This is a genomic window from Agrobacterium sp. LEGMi-208b, assembly GCF_059511785.1.
The window spans coordinates 1,588,657-1,608,203 of the sequence record NZ_CM183446.1; the positions used below are offsets into that span (position 1 = coordinate 1,588,657).

The 19,547-nt window shown below is 58.7% G+C and carries 18 protein-coding genes, 2 pseudogenes and 1 riboswitch; of the genes and pseudogenes, 13 read left to right on the forward strand and 7 right to left on the reverse strand.

The features are described from left to right. Position 1 precedes the first annotated feature (1 nt). Positions 2–2,149: a TonB-dependent siderophore receptor gene (locus AC5YUO_RS21780; RefSeq protein WP_496155162.1), complete on the reverse strand. Its 2,148-nt coding sequence runs from the start codon at positions 2,147–2,149 to the stop codon at positions 2–4. A 163-nt stretch (positions 2,150–2,312) separates the two neighbouring features. Between AC5YUO_RS21780 and AC5YUO_RS21785 the strand changes: the two genes are divergently transcribed. From AC5YUO_RS21785 to AC5YUO_RS21815, 7 genes are all read left to right on the forward strand, one after another. Then, positions 2,313–2,957: a TetR/AcrR family transcriptional regulator gene (locus tag AC5YUO_RS21785; RefSeq protein WP_496155163.1), complete on the forward strand. Its 645-nt coding sequence runs from the start codon at positions 2,313–2,315 to the stop codon at positions 2,955–2,957. 237 nt (positions 2,958–3,194) lie between these two features. Beyond that, a riboswitch (cobalamin riboswitch) is annotated at positions 3,195–3,388 on the forward strand. A gap of 90 nt (positions 3,389–3,478) precedes the next feature. Further along, the gene (locus AC5YUO_RS21790; protein WP_496155164.1) at positions 3,479–4,270 is read left to right on the forward strand and encodes a (2Fe-2S) ferredoxin domain-containing protein; all 792 of its coding nucleotides are present in this window, start codon (positions 3,479–3,481) and stop codon (positions 4,268–4,270) included. A gap of 16 nt (positions 4,271–4,286) precedes the next feature. Continuing rightward, positions 4,287–5,783: an ABC transporter substrate-binding protein gene (locus AC5YUO_RS21795; protein WP_496155165.1), complete on the forward strand. Its 1,497-nt coding sequence runs from the start codon at positions 4,287–4,289 to the stop codon at positions 5,781–5,783. A gap of 5 nt (positions 5,784–5,788) precedes the next feature. Continuing rightward, entirely contained in the window at positions 5,789–6,703 is a 915-nt protein-coding gene (locus AC5YUO_RS21800; protein WP_496155166.1) for an ABC transporter permease, read from the forward strand. Further along, positions 6,703–7,464 carry an ABC transporter permease gene (locus tag AC5YUO_RS21805; protein WP_496155167.1) on the forward strand — a complete coding sequence of 254 codons (762 nt, stop codon included), beginning with the start codon at positions 6,703–6,705 and terminating at the stop codon, positions 7,462–7,464. Before AC5YUO_RS21800 ends, AC5YUO_RS21805 begins: the two co-directional genes overlap by 1 nt. 44 nt (positions 7,465–7,508) lie before the next feature. Then, positions 7,509–8,282: a class I SAM-dependent methyltransferase gene (locus AC5YUO_RS21810; RefSeq protein ID WP_496156541.1), complete on the forward strand. Its 774-nt coding sequence runs from the start codon at positions 7,509–7,511 to the stop codon at positions 8,280–8,282. Positions 8,283–8,373: 91 nt separating this feature from the next. Further along, a complete protein-coding gene (locus tag AC5YUO_RS21815) occupies positions 8,374–9,204 on the forward strand; it encodes an ABC transporter ATP-binding protein (RefSeq protein ID WP_496155168.1) in 831 nt (276 codons plus the stop codon). 7 nt (positions 9,205–9,211) lie between these two features. On the opposite strand, the gene AC5YUO_RS21820 is transcribed toward AC5YUO_RS21815, so the two are convergent. From AC5YUO_RS21820 to AC5YUO_RS21835, 4 genes are all read right to left on the reverse strand, one after another. After that, complete coding sequence (locus AC5YUO_RS21820) at positions 9,212–10,210, reverse strand: FecCD family ABC transporter permease (protein ID WP_496155169.1); 999 nt, start codon at positions 10,208–10,210, stop codon at positions 9,212–9,214. Between the two features lie 59 nt (positions 10,211–10,269). After that, positions 10,270–11,310, reverse strand: a complete 1,041-nt coding sequence (locus AC5YUO_RS21825; RefSeq protein ID WP_496155170.1) for a FecCD family ABC transporter permease — start codon at positions 11,308–11,310, stop codon at positions 10,270–10,272. Between the two features lie 5 nt (positions 11,311–11,315). After that, entirely contained in the window at positions 11,316–12,266 is a 951-nt protein-coding gene (gene fepB / locus AC5YUO_RS21830; protein WP_496155171.1) for a Fe2+-enterobactin ABC transporter substrate-binding protein, read from the reverse strand. A 146-nt stretch (positions 12,267–12,412) separates the two neighbouring features. Next, a complete protein-coding gene (locus AC5YUO_RS21835) occupies positions 12,413–13,285 on the reverse strand; it encodes a helix-turn-helix transcriptional regulator (protein WP_496155172.1) in 873 nt (290 codons plus the stop codon). Between the two features lie 329 nt (positions 13,286–13,614). Here AC5YUO_RS21835 and AC5YUO_RS21840 point away from each other — a divergent pair, with 329 nt between their 5' ends. Beyond that, entirely contained in the window at positions 13,615–15,771 is a 2,157-nt protein-coding gene (locus tag AC5YUO_RS21840; protein ID WP_496155173.1) for a TonB-dependent siderophore receptor, read from the forward strand. A 74-nt stretch (positions 15,772–15,845) separates the two neighbouring features. Here the strand turns inward: AC5YUO_RS21840 and AC5YUO_RS21845 are convergent, their stop codons facing one another. After that, complete coding sequence (locus AC5YUO_RS21845; protein ID WP_496155174.1) at positions 15,846–16,685, reverse strand: alpha/beta hydrolase; 840 nt, start codon at positions 16,683–16,685, stop codon at positions 15,846–15,848. Positions 16,686–16,864: 179 nt separating this feature from the next. Continuing rightward, a pseudogene (locus AC5YUO_RS21850) lies at positions 16,865–17,068 on the reverse strand (N-acetyl-gamma-glutamyl-phosphate reductase); the annotation flags it as partial. 23 nt (positions 17,069–17,091) lie between these two features. Between AC5YUO_RS21850 and AC5YUO_RS21855 the strand changes: the two are divergent. The 5 genes and pseudogenes from AC5YUO_RS21855 to AC5YUO_RS21875 form a co-directional block, all read left to right on the forward strand. After that, on the forward strand, positions 17,092–17,421 hold the full coding sequence (locus AC5YUO_RS21855) for a Wadjet anti-phage system protein JetD domain-containing protein (RefSeq protein ID WP_496155175.1): 330 nt from the start codon (positions 17,092–17,094) through the stop codon (positions 17,419–17,421). Positions 17,422–17,616: 195 nt separating this feature from the next. Next, positions 17,617–17,757 (forward strand): hypothetical protein, encoded by a 141-nt coding sequence (locus AC5YUO_RS21860; protein ID WP_219511825.1) that lies wholly within the window; start codon positions 17,617–17,619, stop codon positions 17,755–17,757. A gap of 166 nt (positions 17,758–17,923) precedes the next feature. Next, positions 17,924–18,928, forward strand: a complete 1,005-nt coding sequence (locus AC5YUO_RS21865) for an alpha/beta fold hydrolase (RefSeq protein ID WP_496155176.1) — start codon at positions 17,924–17,926, stop codon at positions 18,926–18,928. Further along, on the forward strand, positions 18,912–19,328 hold the full coding sequence (locus AC5YUO_RS21870; RefSeq protein WP_496155177.1) for a DoxX family protein: 417 nt from the start codon (positions 18,912–18,914) through the stop codon (positions 19,326–19,328). The genes AC5YUO_RS21865 and AC5YUO_RS21870 overlap by 17 nt, the downstream gene beginning before the upstream one ends. Positions 19,329–19,365: 37 nt before the next feature. Then, a pseudogene (locus tag AC5YUO_RS21875) lies at positions 19,366–19,512 on the forward strand (fasciclin domain-containing protein); the annotation flags it as partial. Positions 19,513–19,547: the final 35 nt, after the last annotated feature.

Below are 19,547 nucleotides of genomic sequence, written 5' to 3' on the forward strand. Positions count from 1 at the left end.
ATCACCATTTATATCTGAGGCCAGCGAGCACCGTGCGGCCGTTGCCGTACTGGCAATAATACTCGGAACTGCAGGAGGAGTAATAGTCCTTGTCGAGCAGGTTGGTGACGTTCAGTGTCGCCTGCAGCCCCTTGAGTTTCGGGTTCGTTGCTCCAAAATCATAACGAAGTGCGGCGTCAAGCAGGGTATAGCCATCGGCTTTCACCGTATTGGTGTCGTTACTATAGCTGGAGCCGACGAAACGCATCCCGCCGCCGACGCTTAAGCCCTCCAGCGCACCGGAATCGACGGTGTAGTTCGCCCAGAGCGAACCATAGTAGCGCGGCACGGCCTGCGGGCGGTTGCCTATGATCGATGTGATGCCGGATTCGGAAACTTCCGTGTCGAGCAGGGAAACCGCAGCGATAAGTTCGAGATTGCTGGTGAGGTTCCCCCTCGCCTCGAACTCCAGCCCGCGGGAGTGGATCTCGCCCTGTTGTTCATTGAAGCCTGATGAGGCGTTGTAATAGACCACATTCTGCTGGCGAATATCGAAAGCGGAGAGCGTGAACATGGCGTCCAGCCCTGAAGGCTGGTATTTGACGCCCACCTCATATTGCTGCGCTTCCGTCGGCTTGAACGGACTGCCATTGGCGCCAACGCTGGTGGAAGGTTCGAACGAGGTGGAATAACTGACATAAGGCGCAATGCCGTTATCGAAAAGGTAAAGCAGGCCGGCGCGATAGCTTGTTGCGCTGTCGGATCGTTTCAACGATGTTCCGGCAAGGAGATTGTCAGTGTCCTGACGGGCCCAGTCGTGCCGCACCCCGAAAACGCCGCGCAGCCCGCCGATCTCGATCTGATCCTGGAGATAGATGCCTGTCTGGCGAAGCGACTGATCATTGTCGACTGCCGTCATGAACGGCCCGACCGGTCGGCCGTAAACGGGATTGGCCACATCAAGCGGCGTCGCGCCACCCAGCAGATATTCCCAACTGCTGCTTGAGCGCTGAATGTCGAGGCCGGCAAGAAGCGTATGACCGATGGCGCCGGTTTCGAACTTGAATTCAGCCTGGTTGTCGAAGGAAAAGCCTTCAGCGCCCTCAATGGAATGGACAGCCCAGCGGGGAATAATACCCGTCGCGGACATTGGCCCGTTCATCTGGAGCGAACGCATATCGGTATCCACGCCGGAATATCGGAAGTTGGAGCGGATGGTCACCTGGTCATCGAACGTGTGCTCGAACTCGTAACCGGCACCATACTGGGTGCGCCTGAACGCGTCGTAGTTGGGATCCCCGACATTGAGGTCCCGACTGAGGAAACCGGCATAGCCTGCGGGAGCCAGAAACTTCGGATAAAGCGAGTTGAAATAGCCACCTTCCGGATCGCGCTGATAATAACCGGAAACAACGAGCGAGGTATCCTCGTCCGGCTGCCACTTGAGGGATGGCGCAACGCCGAGACGCTTTTCATCCACATCGTCATAGCGTGTGCCGGAGGAACGGCCAACAATGCCGATACCATATTGCCATGTTCCATCCGTGGCGATGGGGCCGGTGGAATAAAGACCGCTCTGAACCCTTCCATCGGTCCCGACTTCGAGTCTTGTCTCGTTTGACTGTACGCTCGATGGCTTGCGGCTGACCTGATTGACGAGGCCGCCGGGGCTCACCTGGCCATAGAGAAGTGCTGCCGGCCCCTTCAGGACGTCGATGCGCTCAAGGAGAAACGGATCAATGGAGGGTGTTCCAAAGGCCTGACCACGTTGAAGTTTCAAACCGTCGAGATAGTTCACATAATTGGTCGCCGTGCCGAACGCGCCGAAGCCGCGCAGAAATACGGAATCGTAACGTGAGTTCGAGTCCCGGTCAGACAACACACCGGCTGTGTAACGCAGCGCCTCACTGACCGTTTGCGGATTCTGGTCGTCGATCTGCTTGCGGGTTACGACGGTAACGGATTGCGGCGTTTCGGCTAAAGGTGTTCCGGTCTTGGTTGCCGACCGAGTGGACTTGGCGACAATCGCAGCGGATGTTCCTGCCGCTGCGGCATTGCCCTGCACGACGATTGTCTCCAACTGCGTGCCCTGCTCCTGCGCCAGGGCGTGGGTTGCCACCAGAAAAGTTGTGGCCGTCAGAATGTTTTTAAAGGAAAGACCTTGCTTCACGAATTCGCCCCCATGGTCGAAGCTTGGGAAATCTGCTAGAGTGAATAAATCAAACGGGACCGTCCTGTCCAGTTAATATGAAGGCGCTGGTCAACTTTTATGTTGGCAATCCTGGTCGACATCTTCAAACAGGTCGGGCACGTGCAAGTGCGGAGGAAATCTGGTGTCGGAAAGAATAAATGCCACAGCGCGGGTCGGTCGTCCCTTGAAGGCGGAACAGAACGCCGCAGCCGAACGGATAATTGACGCTGCGACCACACTCTTTGCTACGCGCGGCTTTGCCGGCACGTCCATGGAGCAGGTCGCGTTGCAGTGCGGGGCAGGCAAGGATACTGTCTATCGCCGCTTTCCCTCGAAAGTCGCCCTGTTCGAGGCGGTAGTGGAACATGCTCATGCCCAAGCGGTGGCGCGGCTGAAAGACTTGCCGATGGCGCAGGGCAACGCTCTTGAGCGCCTGCGGACCCTGATGCGCGAACTGTTACATATCAACATGGAGCCGGACCTCATTGCGCTGAAGCGCATTACCTTCAGTGAAGCTGTCGTGTTCGAAAAGAAAGCACCGATCCCGCCGCAGCCCGATCCGATCATGAACCGGCTCGTCGATGCCGTACAGACAGCGCAGGATGCGGGCATGATTGCAGCTGGGGACGTGAGCCTGATCGCCAGCCACCTCATCCACTGTCTTGTCGCATTGCCCACCTCATCGGCGATGATGGGCAGCGCCGAATTTGATACAAGGCAGTCTGTCGATCTATATTTCGACAGGACCTGGAACTGGCTTTACAGAGGAATATCGGCAGATAGCTAACAGCAGGGCCATCATCTTGTGGAGGGTTCTGGAGCCTGAAATCGAGCGCCCGTTTGTCTGCCGCGCCGCTTTGTGATGTCAAGATCCTGCTTCAAGCTGCTTCCTTCCTTGGTAATAAACAGACTGACCTATTGACCAGTTCGTCATGAATGGTTAATGTTACTTTATAACATAACGAAAGGCTTCACTGTAGAGTTCTCAGCACTGGTGCAGGCGGTTGACAGTGACAGGCGGCAGTGTAGGGTCGCTCCGTCATGGTTCTTCCGCCGCCCGGCGGAAGCTAAGAGGGAATCCGGTTAAATTCCGGAGCTGTCCCGCAACTGTAAGCGGTGAGCCTATCGCCCACGATGTCACTGGCAGCGATGCCGGGAAGACAGGTGAGATGGCCTCGACCCGCAAGCCAGGAGACCTGCCTGACATCATGTAATTCCGTGGTCGGGGGGTGCCATGGGAATGATGGCTGTTTCCGGTCTTCTGCCGGAGACCCGTCATTTTCGACGCCGCCTCGTGAATGAGGCAATGTGACAGACAATACCCATCCCACCCATCGCGAGCCTTCCGTGCCGGAAGCGGTGCTGCTTGTCGCCAAGTCGGCCTTTGCCGCCGCGCCTCATCAGGACATGCAGCGGCTGGCAATGCAGGCCGAGGGGCTTTGCAGTGCGCAGACCGTTCGCATCGCCTTCACGGAGCAGGGAACACCATCACTCCATGAAGCGCTGTTCGAGCTGATCGATGCGGATGTCGGCCATATTCTGATCGTTCCGCTGATGCTGCCGCTGGAGCCCAGTTTTCGCAACTGGATGACCAAGACATTGAAACGATGGCGGGCAGGTGACCTCCGACCATGGCCGTCCCTTTCCATAACAGCAAGCCCCACATCGAGCAGCCTGATGGCACGCCTGCTCGAAGATCTGGCCGCAACGGCGCAGGTGCTTGACCTTTCAGGGCCTGTTCGCCCGGCAGGCGAAGGATCGCTGGTCCCGGCGCAGAAGCGTCGTGTGCTCGTCTGCCAGGGGGCGCCATGCAATTCGGCGGGTGCGGATGTGATCTGGGGTCATCTGCGCAACCACCAGGAACGGCAGAAGCTTCGGATTGCGGGTGAGGGCACCATGACCGCCAAGTCAACCTGTCTTGGCCCCTGCAACCTTGCGCCTGTCCTGCAGGTCTTTCCCGAGGGCACTTATTATGGCGGCGTCACGGAAGAGGCGGTCGATCGCATCGTTGCCGAACACCTGCTGGGTGGCAGCATCGTTGACGATTTCGCCTACCACCCGACCGGCCGCAAACAGCGGCTTCGTAATCTGTCCGAATAGCATGAGAGGAAATAGAATGTCGGCAAAGAGCTTTTCACGTCTGGCCGCGGCCGGGCTTGCGGCCTTGATCACGGGTGTGGGCGCCAGCGCTCTCGCCACCGAGCCCTTGCGCGTTGGCGCCACCTACATCACGAGCGGTCTTGACCCGGCAAAGGGATCGAACGGCTGGGCGCTTGTCAGCCATGGTGTGGGTGAAAACCTCTTCACCGTCGATCGGGAAGGGCGGCTTGTGCCCGGTCTTGCCGAAAAAGCGGAACGCACCGGCGATCTCGGCTGGAAAGTGACGCTGAAACCGGGCCGCGCCTTCTCCGACGGTTCGCCTGTAACGGCGGCTGCGCTTGCCGCCGGTTTCGACCACACATTTGCAACCAACAAGGCGGCGCTGGCAACGGGTGGAAAGCTGGATTTCAAGGCAACTGATGATCTGACGCTGATGATCACGACGCAAAAGCCGGTAGCCTTTCTTCAGGCGCTCTTTGCCGAATGGCCGCTGATCGCCTACAAGCCTGCAACCGACGGGAAGGCGCTGTTCACCGGGCCGTATCAGATCGCGGATTTCAAGGCGGATACATCTCTGACGCTTACGCCAAACACCCATTTTGCCGATGCGGATGCCCGTTCTTCGGTTGATTTTCGCAGGTTCGGCGATGCGCAAAGCATGACGCTGGCGCTGGAAGCCGGTGAACTGGACCTTGCCTTCGGTCTGCCGTCAGAGGTCGTAAGCCGTCTGAAAACAAATCCGGATTTGACGATCAAGTCTTTCCCCGTCGGTTATCAATATCTCGCTTTCCTGAACACAACGAGGCCGGCTACCGCCGATATCAAAGTGCGCCAGGCGCTCGATCTTGGCTTCGACCGCAGGGAACTGGCTGCCGCCATCAATGGTGGTGAACCCGCGACCGGCGCTTATGCCGCCTATTTTCCCTTTGCCGGGAAAGAGCAGCGGCAGACCGATCTTGCGAGAGCCGAAGCGCTTCTCGATGAAGCCGGCTGGACGAAGAATGCGGCAGGAAAGCGTGAGAAGAACGGCACGACGTTGCGCCTTCTCGCCATTACCTATCCGCAGCGCCCGGACCTCGTCACCATGCTGCCGGTGGTCAAGGCTCAGCTTGCCAGAATAGGCATCGAACTCGATACGAAGGTCGTGGAGAATATTCAGGACGTGGCTGCTGCCGGCGAATTCGACATCGCTCTCTGGGCGCAGCATACCGCCCCGAACGGAGACCCGGCCTTTTTCCTCAATTCGATGCTGCGCAGCGGCGCCTCGCTCAATTATGCGAAATACGCCTCGCCTGAGTTCGATGCCATTCTCGATCGTTTCGCGACGGCTGGCGATGCGGGCGAACGCGCCACGATAGCCCTTGATGCGCAGACGAAACTGTTTGCGGATGTTCCGGCATCCTTCCTGGTCTCGCCCGTCTGGTATGTCGGCCTTTCGAAGCGGCTGCAGAGCTACGAGCCGTGGGGCTCCGATTATTACGTCCTGCGTGCCGATATCGGCGAGGCGAAATAGGCTCGATGCGATTGCTCCGGTTCGGCATATATTCCGTGGTGGGAATGGTTGCGCTTTCATTCGCATCCTTCACGCTCATCGCATGGATGCCCGCCGATCCGGTGCAGATTGCCATTCGGGTGTGGAACCTGACGGCCACGAGTGAAACCGTTGCAGCGCTGCGGGAAGGGTGGGGGCTCGATCGCCCGCTCATCCTGCGTTATCTGCACTGGCTAGTGGATTTCGTGACCGGCGACTGGGGACGATCCATCCGTACCGGCGAATCCGTCTTTGCGGAATTTATCGAGCGTCTGCCTCTCTCGCTCATGCTCGGTATTTCCGGCCTTCTCCTCGCCATTGCCGTCGCCGTACCGCTCGGTTTCAGCGCTGCGGCGCGGCCGGGCGGCATTGCTGATCGTGCCAGCCGGGCATTTTCGGTATTTGTGCAGGCTGTTCCCGGTTTCTGGCTGGGGCTTGTCCTGCTCTGGCTCCTCGGCGTCCAGTTGCGCTGGATTCGTCCGTTCAGCACCGACATCACCGCAATCGTTCTGCCCGTCATCCTGATCGCCTGCCATTCGGCCGCCGTCTTTGCTCGCATCTACCGCCGCGACATGATCGAGACCACACGACAGCCGTATTTTCGCACCGCTCTCGCCAAGGGGCTTTCACACCGGCAGGCGCTCTTGCGTCACGCGCATCGTGGCGCGTTTTATGCCCTGCTTTCGGCGGTGCGCTCGGAGGCGGGGTGGGTGATCGGTTCGACGGCGACCATGGAAATCCTCTTCAATCTCCCCGGCATCAGCCAGTTTCTCGTGCAAAGCATCGCGGTGCGCGACCAGATGGTGCTGCAGGCCTATGTGATGGTCATCGCGCTTTGGCTGCTCTTCATGAACCTGATCGTGCAGCTGTTTCAGCGCCTTCTGGATCCACGGCTCGTCTGATGCTCCGGTATTTCGCGCTCGCCGTCCTGGCCCTTTTCCTGCTCCTCAGTGCCCTTTGGCAGCCCTATGATCCTGACGCCGTGGATATCCTAGCCCGCCATTCCGGTGTGACGGCGCAGCATCTGCTGGGAACCGATCATCTCGGCCGCGATCTTCTTTCGCGCCTCATGGCGGGCGGATGGCGCACCGCGCTTGTGGTTCTGTCGGTCGGCACCATCGCCTTTACCGGCGGCACCTTGCTCGGCGCCGGCGCTGCGGTGCTGGGCGGCTGGCAGGAGAGGGTGGTGCTACGCTGTTGCGAATTCTTCATCACCGTTCCGACGCTCATCATAGCCCTGACGGCGGCGGCGATTTTTGGGCTTACACCGATGACGGTCGGGCTGGCGCTTGGTCTTGCCGGCATCGGCCCGACGGCTCTGCTTGCCCATTCCCTCAGCCGGCGCGTGCTTGGGCAACCCTTTGTCCATGCCGCACAGGCGCTGGGCGTTCCGCCCTTGCGGATGGTCCTGCGCCATCTTCTGCCGAATATCCTGCCGCTGATGATAACCCATACCGGAAATCAGGCGGGTTTTGCCGTCACCGCCTATGCCTCGCTGGCCTTTATCGGGCTTGGCGCGGACCCTTCCAAACCGGACTGGGGCTCGATGTTGTTCGAGTATCGCGTTTTCATCTTCGATCATCCAAGCCTGATGATCTGGCCCGGCATCGCAATCGCCATCACGGTTGCGACGCTCAACACCGTATTCGACGCTTCCGACTGATCATTTCGCTGAGCTTGAACATGGAACACACAAGGAACGACACGATGGATGGCGGTAATTTCGATCTCAAGGAAGAAATCCGCGACTACTGGTCGAAAAGATCGGAGACCTTCGATCTCGCCTTCGGACACAGGATCGCCGCCGGTCCGGAGGCTGATGCGTGGCAGAAACCGATCCGGCAGCTGATCGGCCCGGAGCCGAAACGTGTTCTTGAACTGGCCTGTGGCACCGGCGAGGTGACGCGCCTGATCCACGATCTCGGCCACGATGTTACGGCACTCGACTTTTCAGAGGCGATGCTGGCGGTGGCGCGCGCCAAACACGCCGGCAAACCGCGGCTGCGCTTCATCATGGCGGATGCCGAAAACACCATGGAGCCCGATGCATCCTATGACGCGATCGTCTGCAGGCATCTGGTCTGGACTTTAACGCAGCCCGAACAGACGTTCTCCGAATGGTTCAGGCTTCTTCGTCCGGGCGGCCGGCTTCTGTTTTTCGATGGCGACTGGGCGACGCCGAAACCGACCGGACGCCTTGCGAGCGTGCTGATTTCGCTTATTGATCATGTGATGGGTGCTGACAGGAATTATGACGGGGCTCTGGGCAGTCGCCATGCGGCGATCATGAAGGCGCTTCCATTCGGCCGGGGGCTACAGCCCCAGATGCTGACGCCGCTGCTGATCGCTGCGGGCTTTGATAAGATAGAACTCCATTCCCATCACCCGATAGCGAAAGCACAGCGGAAAAATGCCAACCTGCGCAACCGGCTGCGCACCTTCGTCTACAGGCGCTTCATTCTGACCTGCAGCCGGTCGTGAAGACGTGCCGAGCAGTTTTGAGCTACCGCATTTGAGGTTGACGTTACATCCTGTTCTCGGCCACAAGGTGCCAAGCAACGGTTATATGCAAATGAAAAAGTCGATTCCCGGCCCCCTAGATTTGGCAAACGCCCGGCTTGAAGCCCGCACCGTCAAGCTGACCTATGGCGATCGGGTAATTTCTGAGAATTTGAGTTTTAAAGTCCCTGACGGCCTTTTTACGGTGATCGTTGGCCCCAATGCCTGTGGCAAGTCCACGCTACTGCGCGCGCTCGCTCGCATCATCCGGCCCGAAGCCGGGAGCGTCGTCCTTGACGGCAGGGAAATCGAACGTTTGCCCGCGCGCGACGTCGCACGCACACTCGGCCTTTTGCCACAAAGTTCGGTTGCTCCCGACGGCATCACAGTAGCCGATCTCGTCGCCCGTGGACGTTATCCGCACCAGTCTTTTCTTCAACGCTGGAGTCGGGCGGACGAGGAGGCCGTCAAGCGGGCGATGCAGACAGCGCGGGTCCAGGAACTGGCCAACCGTGCGGTTGACGAACTTTCCGGCGGGCAGCGGCAGCGTGTGTGGATCGCCATGGTCCTGGCTCAGGAGACACCGCTTCTGCTGCTCGATGAACCGACGACGTTCCTTGACATCGCTCACCAGATCGAACTTCTCAATCTTTTGCGCGATCTCAACAGGCGCCAGGGCAACACGGTTGTGGCGGTTCTGCACGATCTCAATCAGGCATGTCGCTACGCTGATCACATCGTCGCGATGCGCGATGGGCGCGTCATCGTGGAGGGTGATCCGCGCAGCGTGATGACAGCCGATCTCGTACAGACCGTCTTCGGGCTGGCTGCTGTCGTTATCGACGACCCGGTGACCGGCGATCCAATGGTCGTGCCGCTCGACGACCCTTCGCCAGTCGCTTGAGGTCGAATTAACTCCGCTTCGATCGGGTCAGAAGCCACAGAAGATAAATACCACCGACGAGTCCGGTCATGCGGCCAATCGGCAGCACCACGTTGGTGGCGAAGAGCTGCGTCAGCAAATCTGCAGATACCAGCAGGAACGCACCCATCATGGCGGAACCGATAACCGGTATGCCGCGGCTTGCTGTCAGCCTGGTTGCAAGCTGCGGTGCGGCCAGGGCCAGGAATGCGATCGGTCCCGCAGCACCCGTTGCCACGCCCACAAGAAGGACCGCGCATGCGATCATGCCGAACCGTGTCCGTTCGACGTGGACACCGAGCTGGCGGGCGATATCATCACCCATCTCGATCATGCGAAGTCTGTTTGCGGCAAGAGCCGCAATCGGTATCAGCAGCAAGGCGCCCGCCACGACCGTCAAGGCATGATCCCAGTTGCGCGCATCAAGCGAACCGGCGAGCCAGAGATTGGCGGCGATGGCATTGTCGAGGCTGCCCTTGACGAGCATCAGCCCGTTGAGAGCGTTGAGTGTCGCTCCCGCACCGATACCGGTTAACACCAGCCGGTAGCCACCCGTAACCCCCTGCTTGAAGGACAGAAGGTAGACGAGTGTTGCAGTCACCAGCCCGCCAAGGACTGCCGACAATGCCACGGCAAGCGGTCCGCCGCCAAAGATCACGATCTGTGCCAGTGCGCCCGTTGCCGCGCCGGTGGTAAAACCAATGACGTCGGGAGAGCCAAGCGGATTGCGCGACACTGACTGGAACACGGCGCCCGAGACACCAAGCGAGGCTCCCGCGAAGACGGCAACGAGTACGCGCGGCAGACGCAGGTTGAAGACGATCTGCTCTCGCATGCCGCCCTCTCCATCTCCGAGCACCGCTGCAATGACGTCAATGAAAGGTACCGGGACACGGCCAAGCGTCATGGCAAAGAGTGCCGCGAGTACGGTGGCTGTTGCAAGTAGAAGAGAGATGGCGACCGGACGCATCTCGACGGCGAACGACACGCGCCGGCTTCGCCAGACAAATCGCCGAGGGGTTGAGGACTGAGGGTGTGCGGGGCGGGTCACAGCTTTGATATCCGGTGGCGACGAACAAGGGCGATAAAGAACGGCCCGCCTATCAGCGCCAGCATGATGCCGACGCTCACTTCGCCGGGTGGGGCAATCACCCGTCCCAGCGCATCGGCACTTACCGTCAGCAAGGCGGCGATCATCATTGCATAGGGTAACAGCCAGCGATGGCCAGGACCGGTGATCAGCCGGGCAATGTGCGGCGCCGTCAGCCCGACGAAACCGATCGGTCCGGCACCTGCCGTCGCCGCCCCTGAAAGGATGATGACCGCAAGTGCCGAGAGTCCCCAGATGCGCAGCGGATTGCCACCGAGTGCCCTGGCAAGATCTGCCCCGAGGGCTGCCGTATCGAGCGCCTTCGTAAGTGTGAACGCAATTGCGGCCCCGATGGATGAAAGAGCAAGGACGGGAAGCAAGACTCCGTACCCTCGTCCCTGCAAGGAGCCGACGGACCAGTTGCGGAACTGGTCGAAGACCTGTTCGTCGCTGTTTACCAGAACGATCTGCGTCAGCGACATCAGGACGACGGAGAGTGCGGCGCCTGCCAGGACAACGCGAACGGGATTGCCGCCGCGCGACAGATTGCCGAGGAGATAGACAGCTGCGCCGGCAAGAGCAGCACCTGCCATGCCAAGCGCCATATAGGCCGTGACTGAGGTGATCCCGAAAAGGGCGATGGCGCAGGTGATTGCCACCGCCGCTCCCGCGTTGATGCCAAGGATGCCAGTATCCGACAGTGGATTTCGCGTCAGCGCCTGCATGATGGTACCCGCGACACCAAGTGATGCTCCGACCACGATGGCGAGCAGTGTGCGCGGGATGCGCAACAGGCGCACCAGGAGATGATCGCTGTTTGTCGGATCAAAATCGACGATCGCATCCCAGGATGTCGAGAGGGGTATCGGTCGCGCTCCGGCGATGATGCCAAAGATGACAGCCGCAGCAAGCAGGAAGGCAAGCGCCCCGAGCCCGATCAACCGGTTACGGTCGATCGTGCGTGTTGGCGTCGCTGTGCCATCCAGCCGGTTCCGCAAAGGTGTCAGTGTCCAAAATTGGCAACGATGCCATCGACGATTTCCTTGCCGCTGTAATAGTCTATGCGGAAAGAATTGACGCCAAGCCCATAAACATGACTGCTCTTTACAGAGGGAACGTTGGCGAGAACTGGATCGTTGCGGAAGGCGACTGCCTTGCGGTCATCCACCCGCAGGATGAAGGTGGTGTCCGCTTTAAGGTCGACCAGATGTTCGTAATTTGCCCAGACGAAATCGTCGCGGCTTTCCGCCTGGGTGTGCCAGGCCGGATCGGGATCTTCGATATCGAAACCGAGCGCGGACAGAAGGGCGGCATGCGGGCCTGTTGCGCGGCCAATGGGGTTGCTTTGGCCCGCGCCATTGAAACTGATGATGTTGGCCTTCCCGCCAGGGATTTTGATTTTTGCGCGTGCTGCCGCAACGTAAGCATCGAAATCCTTGATCGATGCGGCCGCCTCCGACTCAAGGCCGGTTGCACGGCCAAGTTCTGTCGCCAGGCCCTGCCAGGAGAGTGCTCCGTCGTCGACAAGAATGGTCGGGGCGATCTGGCGGAAGGCGCCGAGTTGATCCTTGACCGAACCGGCCCCGCTTGTCGTCACGACGATCAAATCGGGTTGTGCTGCATAGACGGCTTCGAGATCGACCTTGCCGGCTGGCCAGGCGTTTTCAACCTTGCGTTCGCTGGCCACTGCCGCCCATTGCGCGAAGAACTGGCCATTCGCTGCCGAACCGCTGGCAACAACCGGTGCATTGATTGCGAGAAGCGTGCCGGTCAGCGATACCGAAGTTGAAAGGATTTTTCGGGGTTTGGCGGGTATTTCCGTTTGGCTGCCATCGACATTGGTGAAGCTGCGCGGCCAGTTCTCCTCGGCGTTGGCGGCGGACCAGAACAGCAGGAAAGCAATCGCTGCTGTGACGATTCTCGCTGCGAATCGGCCGATTATCCCAATGCTCATGGCTGAATTCTCCGCTGAAGACGTGGAAAAAGCAGGGGCTTCACCGTCTGCTTCTTGCCCGTGCGGGCGGCAGCATTAGCATCACTGACTGGCGCTCGCCACCAAAAACATGAGTGCAGCGCACAGGATAATTCTGGTGGCCCTGCTCAGCCTTCGGTCGGACCGGAATGTCTTCGAAGCGAAGAGGGTGGATAACCGAACCGCTTGCGAAAGGCTGCCGTGAAGTTAGAAAGGTGCACATATCCGGCTTCGAAGGCAATCTCGGAGATGCTGCGATTGCTGAAGAGAAGCGCTTGACGGGCCTCATCCAGCCAGCGGTTTCGGATGAACTCGTTCAGGGAGCAATTGTGCGCTTTGCGCACCAGGCGCTGCAGTGTTGCCTGGCTGGCGCCAAGCTCGCTCGCCATGGCGGTCACGGCAAGCTCCTGGGCCGAGTGGCGATCGATATAGCGGACGAGGGCATAAATCCGCTGCTGTTCGGCCGCAGTCAGGTTGGTCGGCGGCATCACCGCCTCAGGGCTCGTACCGAATGCGGTCGTGAGCGCCTCATAGACGATGGCAAGCGTGTGGCTCTCCAGCAGTACGGACGAAAACGGCGGCTTGCGGGCAGCGATATCGAACATCTGCCTGGCCAGAAACTCGACCTTGCAATTGGGTCGCCATTGCCAGAAGCCCGGCTCCCCGCCCAGAAGCGCCCGGAAACTCGCTGGAGTTTCCGCACTTTCGGAAAACCGCTGCAACCATTCGCGAGACATGCCGATGACCATTTTATCGAGATATTGGCCCTTGCGTGCCCGTCGGCGCAGGCGTGCACCACTCCCGTGCGAAACGATAATGGCCGATGACTGCCAACGCCCCTGTTCTGTCCGTTGCGGCATTGGCATCGGCACGCCGTTCAACGACGCTTCGACAAAGCCTTCGAGGAAAATCTTGATGCACACCTGCGCATCAAGCGCCACTTCCATATCGAGGTCATCGACCTGCATACGGCGGCCGAAATTTGCGTGAATGCCGTCCATCCTAACCTTTCCGACGAGGCCGCATGCAACGACTGCGTCGCCCTGATCACCACCGTCGAGCACGCGCACGCCGTTTTTGCGTAACTCGCGTCGGGTCAGGATGGGGTTCGGATCTGCTGCCACGGGCGGAAGAGGGGCGATGGCTCTGTTCACAGAGGTCTCCTGCATAAGTTTATGCGCGGTTAACGAAAGCGGGCGCTTTCAAAACCGCTTATACGAATACATGAAATAAGCACTCAAGAATAGCCGCGACGAGGGACGTCCGGCACTGTTTGGCGCGTAACGAGCGACAATCGTGTGGAAATAGCCAGTCGTCCGGGGGTATGGAAATGAACGGAACTGAGATAAACCTGCAACGGCCGGCGATGAAGCGGCTGGCTCATATTCTACTGGCAACCACCGTGCTGACGGGTATGGCGGCAAGTGCCAGGGCTCAGGATGCCACAAGCACCAGGAGCGAAACCACGGAACTTGCGCCGATCGTGCTTGAGGGCGCGACCTACGAGACCGAAGGCACGAACAGCTATACGACCAGGCAGATAAGCGTTGGCGACAAAGACACGCGCGCGCTGCGCGAAGTACCGCAATCGACCACGGTAGTCACCCGCGAACGCCTTGAAGACGGAAATTTCTCTTCCCTCGATACGGTTATGCGCAAGACGCCCGGCGTCGTTGTCCTCACCAACGATGACGGTCGTTCCAGCCTCTATTCCCGCGGCTTTGAATTCGACACGCTTTATATGAACGGTCTGTCGACGCCGGTTTCCTCGATCTACGGCACGCAGCCGGACATGGCTGTTGTCGACCACATCGAGATACTGCGTGGCCCCTCCGGCCTGTTCGGCGGTGCGGGCGAACCGGCCGGTGCCGTCAATATGCGCCTGAAGCAGGCGTCGGACGAATACAAGGCAAGCATCAATACGATCATGAGTTCGTGGGATGGCAAGCGCGTCGAGGGTGACATTACCGGGCCGCTGACCAAGTCGGGCCGTGTTCGCGGTCGCCTTGTTGGCGTTCTCTCGGGCAAGGACAGCTTTGTCGATGGCGTCGACAACAAGGTTGGTGTTGTCTACGGGACGATTCAGGCCGATTTGACGGAAAACACGACCGCAACGGTCAGCATCAACCATACAAAGCGCGATATCTCGCCATTCAACGGTTTGCCGACGCTTGCAAACGGCACGCTGCTCGACCTGCCCACCGCGACATATACCGGCGCTGACTGGAACACCTTCGAAAACAATGTCACGCAATATATTGCCGAACTCGAGCACCGTTTCGAAGATGGCGGTCACGCCAAGATCTCGGCCCTTTATTCACATGTCGACGTTGATTTTCTGTATGCATATGCTGCCGGCGCGGCAAACGCGTCAGGCGTTGTCACAAGTGGAACACGGTGGCTTGCACGAGACTATGAGCAGGATTCGGTATCGCTCGACGCTCACATCAGCCGACCGTTCGAAATCTACGGCCTGGAAAACAACATTATTGCGGGCGTCGACTATCGCGGCAGCGATGACAGCCTGCGATCGGCGACAGGCGTGATTTCCGGCGCTCAAAGCCTATACAACTGGAATACACACCTCGCCAGGCCAACCGTGACTTTCGGCAGTGCGACGGAAACCGAGTCCGACCAGTACGGTATCTACGGTCAGTGGCGCATCAAACCATTCGATAAGCTGACCTTGATCGGTGGCGGGCGTTTCACCTGGTATGACGCCCAGTCCGGCAGCAGCGAAGTGAAGGTCAACGGCGAATTCACGCCTTATGCCGGCATTATCTACGATCTGACAGACCGTTTGTCCGCTTATGCCAGCTACACCCAGATTTTCCAGCCGCAATCGGCGGTTGACTCCTTGGGTGCGATCATCGATCCGCGCACCGGCGAGCAGTATGAAGTTGGCCTGAAGGCGGAACTGACCGATGGCCTGAATGCTTCGCTTGCGTGGTTCGATCTGACCGACGAAAACCGTGCTGTCACCGACCCGAACAATACCAGCTATTATCTCGCGCTTGGCAAGGCGCACATGCGCGGCATTGAATTTGAGGTCAATGGCGAAATCCTGCCCAACTGGGAAGCAACGGCCGGTTACACCTATACGGACACGGAATACAAGAACACGACCCGTGCGGCAGGATCGGAATATTACACGCCTGAGCATATGGTGCAGCTCTTCACCAAATACACGTTCGAAGATACTGGAAACTGGACCGATGGCTTCTTTGTCGGCGGTGGTGTGAAGCTATTCTCGTCATTCAAGAATGTCTCCCGTACTGCAGCCGGTGGCGCCACCACCATCAATGCACCGGGCTACGGTGTGGTTGATCTGCAGGCCGGATACAAGTTCAACGAACATGTAACGGCCAGCCTTACGGTCAACAACGTCTTCAACAAGACCTATTACGAACGCGTCGGCGGCACTTCGGTCTTTAACTTCTACGGCGAACCACGCAGCTTTGTCTTCAAGATCGGCACGACGTTCTGACCCGATCAAATATGGGCTTGAATGAAAGCGACCCGGAGCATCTGCTTCGGGTCGCTGGCATTTCAGTCGGCTTGTCAGTCACATGGTTCCAGTTCGTCGAAGGCCATCGCCCGTACGCGCCTGGCGCCATGCATGAGCATGTCAAGATGGTCATGGTCGGACGCAACGGTCAGATCGACCCGCAGGTCTGGATTGGCGCGCGCGATAAGTCCGGCCGCTTCCACTGCATTGTCCACCATCGCCCGCCGCGAAAGGTGCTCCTGTCGTCCTGCCGGCAATGCATGCTCAGCGTATTGTTCGTCCTTACCGACAGTAATGACCAAACGCTCGGCTGAACCGGTCACCGCGTCACGCCGCATCTGACGCATCATCATGAAATCACTAAACCACAGTGACGGGCTTGCTGCCCAGTACCGCTGGAAATATTTCGGACAGGAAAGCAGTGTGTGGACGACAAAAAGGCCGCCGTAAGAAAAACCAAACAATGTCTGTCTTGTGGGGTCAAGGGGGTAGAGCTCGGACAGGCTCGCACGGAGTTCCGCGGCAATGAAATGAAGGAAATCCTCCGAGCCACCGAAATCGACCGACACCATGTCACCGGTCTCGCGATCCGGCCGCGGCGTGTAGTTGCGTGAACGGGCAGGTGCATCGAAAGGCGAGCCACCGGGAAAACCTATCGCGATCGTCAGCCCCGTGCTGCTCGCCGCCGGCGCCTGAAAAAGCCCGTGCGCAGGCTGGCTGAAAATGAGCGGAAAGCTGGCGTCTCCATCCAGCATCCACAGCGCAGGATAACCTGCTTTGGGGGGTGGTCCGGGAGGAAGTCGGATCAATATCCTGTAGTTTTCACCGGTACGCCGGGACTGAATTTCGAAAGTCCGCGCAGCCGGAAGTTCTACCGGTTGCCATTCGCTCATTCGCTTTTCCATCATGTGATCTTCAACCGGCGGCTCATTATGAGGTCATCCGGCAGCCTGTAGCCGAACTGACATAGATTCTCGCCGAAAACTATCAGATATCAGTGGGTTATGATACTGGCCCAGTTCACCGCAATAATTGTCTTATCGGTAAACCCTGTCGCCGCCGCCCGCCTTCGTCAAGGCCAAACAGGTGCGCCGTCCAATCCCGCGGTTTCTGGCAGGCCGCAGATCAGGTTCGCATTCTGCACCGCCTGGCCTGCCGCGCCCTTGCCGAGATTGTCGACCACGCCCATCGCGATTACCAGGTTGCGCTCCGGGTCGGCCGCATAGCTGACGAACGCGAGGTTCGATCCGGTAGCCCATTTGGTCTGTGGCGGCTTGTGGCGGTTTCCCGTCGCGACCCGTGTTGGACACGATAGTAAATATGGCAAAGCAGGCAGGTGCGCCGGCCTACCATTGGGGAGACATGGATGGGGGCGGGGTGCGCATCTTTCGCTACATTGAGCAACATCTTGAATCGATCGGAGTAAGCTTGCAGCCGCACATGATGAATGTAGATTTTCTTCGGCAAGTCGGTTCGAAAGCACAGGCCGCAAATCGCTTTGTCAGCGACATGGCGGAGAGCGCGATCGCAGAGCTTGCTTCGTTTATTGAGCAGGTAGGTCTCGTACACGAACAGGAGGAATTCGATCCCAAAAGTCCCCTTGCAACTTCACGGCAGGTCCGGCCGTAATATTCTCGGCGACATCAACTATGGCGAACGCCATCCCTTGGTGCGCTCTTTTTCTTGAAGAACTGTTGCGAGGGAGGGATAGACGATTCGTAGATTGGCGATGGCCCTGAATTTACAAGTCTCTGTTTGCTCAGGCTCCCGCAACCAAAATTTACGAGACTTATCAAAGGGCTCCGAGGAAACTCGGAGCCCTATTTGCAGTCGCTGTGGTTGCTCACAACATCAATCGCGCTACCTGCTGCCACGACCAACTCCATCTTCGGCATTGCCATCGATCCCAAAACCGTGATGATGCACAATCATTCCACTTCGGATAAAAACCGCCGTGACCGCTGATCCCTCGCATATCCTCAAGACTGTCTATGGCTACGATGCGTTTCGCGGCAGGCAAGCCGGCATCATTCGGCATGTAATGGCGGGAAACAGTGCCTTAGTTTTGATGCCGACGGGCCTTCCGACAGGTCCGATCTTTGCCAGTGGCACGGCGGGGCAGCTCTAGGATATGCCGGATCGAACTCTTTGCCTGACCGCCGCGTTTCTGATGATCGGCTGCTTCGCGCTGATTGCTTGTAAAGCGGTTGCTGCGCCAAAGCGAGACGATCAAGCCCGCACCGATGTCGGTGGATTCAAGCTCAACAGCGTCTTGGTTGAGACTGGTCGGAAGCCAGACTTGCCACCAATCGTCTTTATTCATGGCGCCAGCGCCAGCCTTTACGATCCGATGTTCTCGTTTCGGACAAAGCTGCAGGAACGGGCCAAGCTGTTGTTCGTCGATCGTCCGGGTCACGGCAATTCCGACGTCGGTGGTGAGCAGAACATTTTGCCCGACGGTCAAGCCGACTCCATTGCTGTCCTCATGCGGAAGCGCGGCATTAACCGCGCTATTATTGTCGGTCACTCCTTCGGGGGAGCAATTGCCGCTTCCTTCGCCATTCGCCATCCGGATATGGTCTTAGGCCTCGTTTTCCTGTCTCCGGCGGTCTACCCATGGAATAGCGGGATCGCCTGGTACTACGAGGCCGCCAGCGCCCCGATTATAGGCACTCTATTCAGCACTCTTATCGTGCCACCTGTCGGGTTTATGACGATCGATAATGCCACGAAAGGCGTCTTTGCCCCGAACCCGGTTCCTGCCGACTACATCGACGAGACACGTGCCCTGCAGGCGCTGCGGCCGCTCGCATTTCGGCACAATGCGAGAGAGGTTGCGGCTTTGAGCGACTGGGCCAGAGCGGCTTCCGTGAATTACCGCAAAATCAAAGTGCCTACAGTCATCATCACTGGTGATACTGATAGTATCGTCTCCCCTGAGGTCCATTCCCGTCATCTCGCCCGCGATATTCTCGGTGCCCGTCTGATCGTCGTGCACAATCTCGGGCACAAGTCGGATTTCGTCGCCAGCGATCTGGCAATCGCGGCGATCGAGACGGTTGCGGGCCGCAAGTCGAACCTCAACGCCGTAAAAAGGGATGTCGAGCAGAGGATAGCACGTGACGGCAAGGATTGATGTCTGGCAGCGGCGCTGCCAGTGGGGACTATCCAGCGTCTATGGTCTCGCGGGTATTCTGCATATCGTCCTGCCCAAACCCTTCCTCGGTATCACGCCCGCCTGGGTTCCTGAGCCGGAGGCCGTTATTTTCCTGACTGGTCTGTGTGAGATTGCCGGTGCGGTTGGACTGCTGGTGCCGCGGCTGCGGAAAGCCGCCGGCATTGGCCTGGGGCTCTATGCAATCTGCGTATTCCCGGCCAATATCAAGCATGCCATCGACAGCCTTGGTGCAGCGACTGTCTCGCCATGGCAATGGTCCTACCATCTCATCCGATTGCCTTTGCAGCCTTACCTGGTGTGGTTGGCGCTCTTCGCGGGAAACATCGTCGTCTGGCCATTCAGGCGTGGCAAGAAATAGCTTTGATATCGTCTGACGAAATTCGCAAAGTTTCATCGTCGGCGGATGCAAGGCTAGGGAAAGCATGGGCAAGATCACGCTCACCGACAAGATGGGTAGTGTTGCGCACGTGACGATTGCCGACGTCAAACAATCCGACGGCGTCATCCATGTCATCGACAAGGTTCTTCTGCGCAAGACGTAGTCCGGGGCCAATCCATCATCAGAAAGGCCGGCGAC

Excerpts from the sequence above, each read along its gene's own strand:
- AC5YUO_RS21795 (WP_496155165.1), top strand. The coding sequence starts at position 4,287 with ATGTCGGCAAAGAGCTTTTCACGTCTGGCCGCGGCCGGGCTTGCGGCC.
- AC5YUO_RS21800 (WP_496155166.1), top strand. The coding sequence starts at position 5,789 with ATGCGATTGCTCCGGTTCGGCATATATTCCGTGGTGGGAATGGTTGCG.
- AC5YUO_RS21805 (WP_496155167.1), top strand. The coding sequence starts at position 6,703 with ATGCTCCGGTATTTCGCGCTCGCCGTCCTGGCCCTTTTCCTGCTCCTC.
- AC5YUO_RS21810 (WP_496156541.1), top strand. The coding sequence starts at position 7,509 with ATGGATGGCGGTAATTTCGATCTCAAGGAAGAAATCCGCGACTACTGG.
- AC5YUO_RS21815 (WP_496155168.1), top strand. The coding sequence starts at position 8,374 with ATGAAAAAGTCGATTCCCGGCCCCCTAGATTTGGCAAACGCCCGGCTT.
- fepB (WP_496155171.1), bottom strand. The coding sequence starts at position 12,266 with ATGAGCATTGGGATAATCGGCCGATTCGCAGCGAGAATCGTCACAGCA.
- AC5YUO_RS21835 (WP_496155172.1), bottom strand. The coding sequence starts at position 13,285 with ATGGACGGCATTCACGCAAATTTCGGCCGCCGTATGCAGGTCGATGAC.
- AC5YUO_RS21840 (WP_496155173.1), top strand. The coding sequence starts at position 13,615 with ATGAACGGAACTGAGATAAACCTGCAACGGCCGGCGATGAAGCGGCTG.
- AC5YUO_RS21845 (WP_496155174.1), bottom strand. The coding sequence starts at position 16,685 with ATGAGCGAATGGCAACCGGTAGAACTTCCGGCTGCGCGGACTTTCGAA.
- AC5YUO_RS21865 (WP_496155176.1), top strand. The coding sequence starts at position 17,924 with ATGCCGGATCGAACTCTTTGCCTGACCGCCGCGTTTCTGATGATCGGC.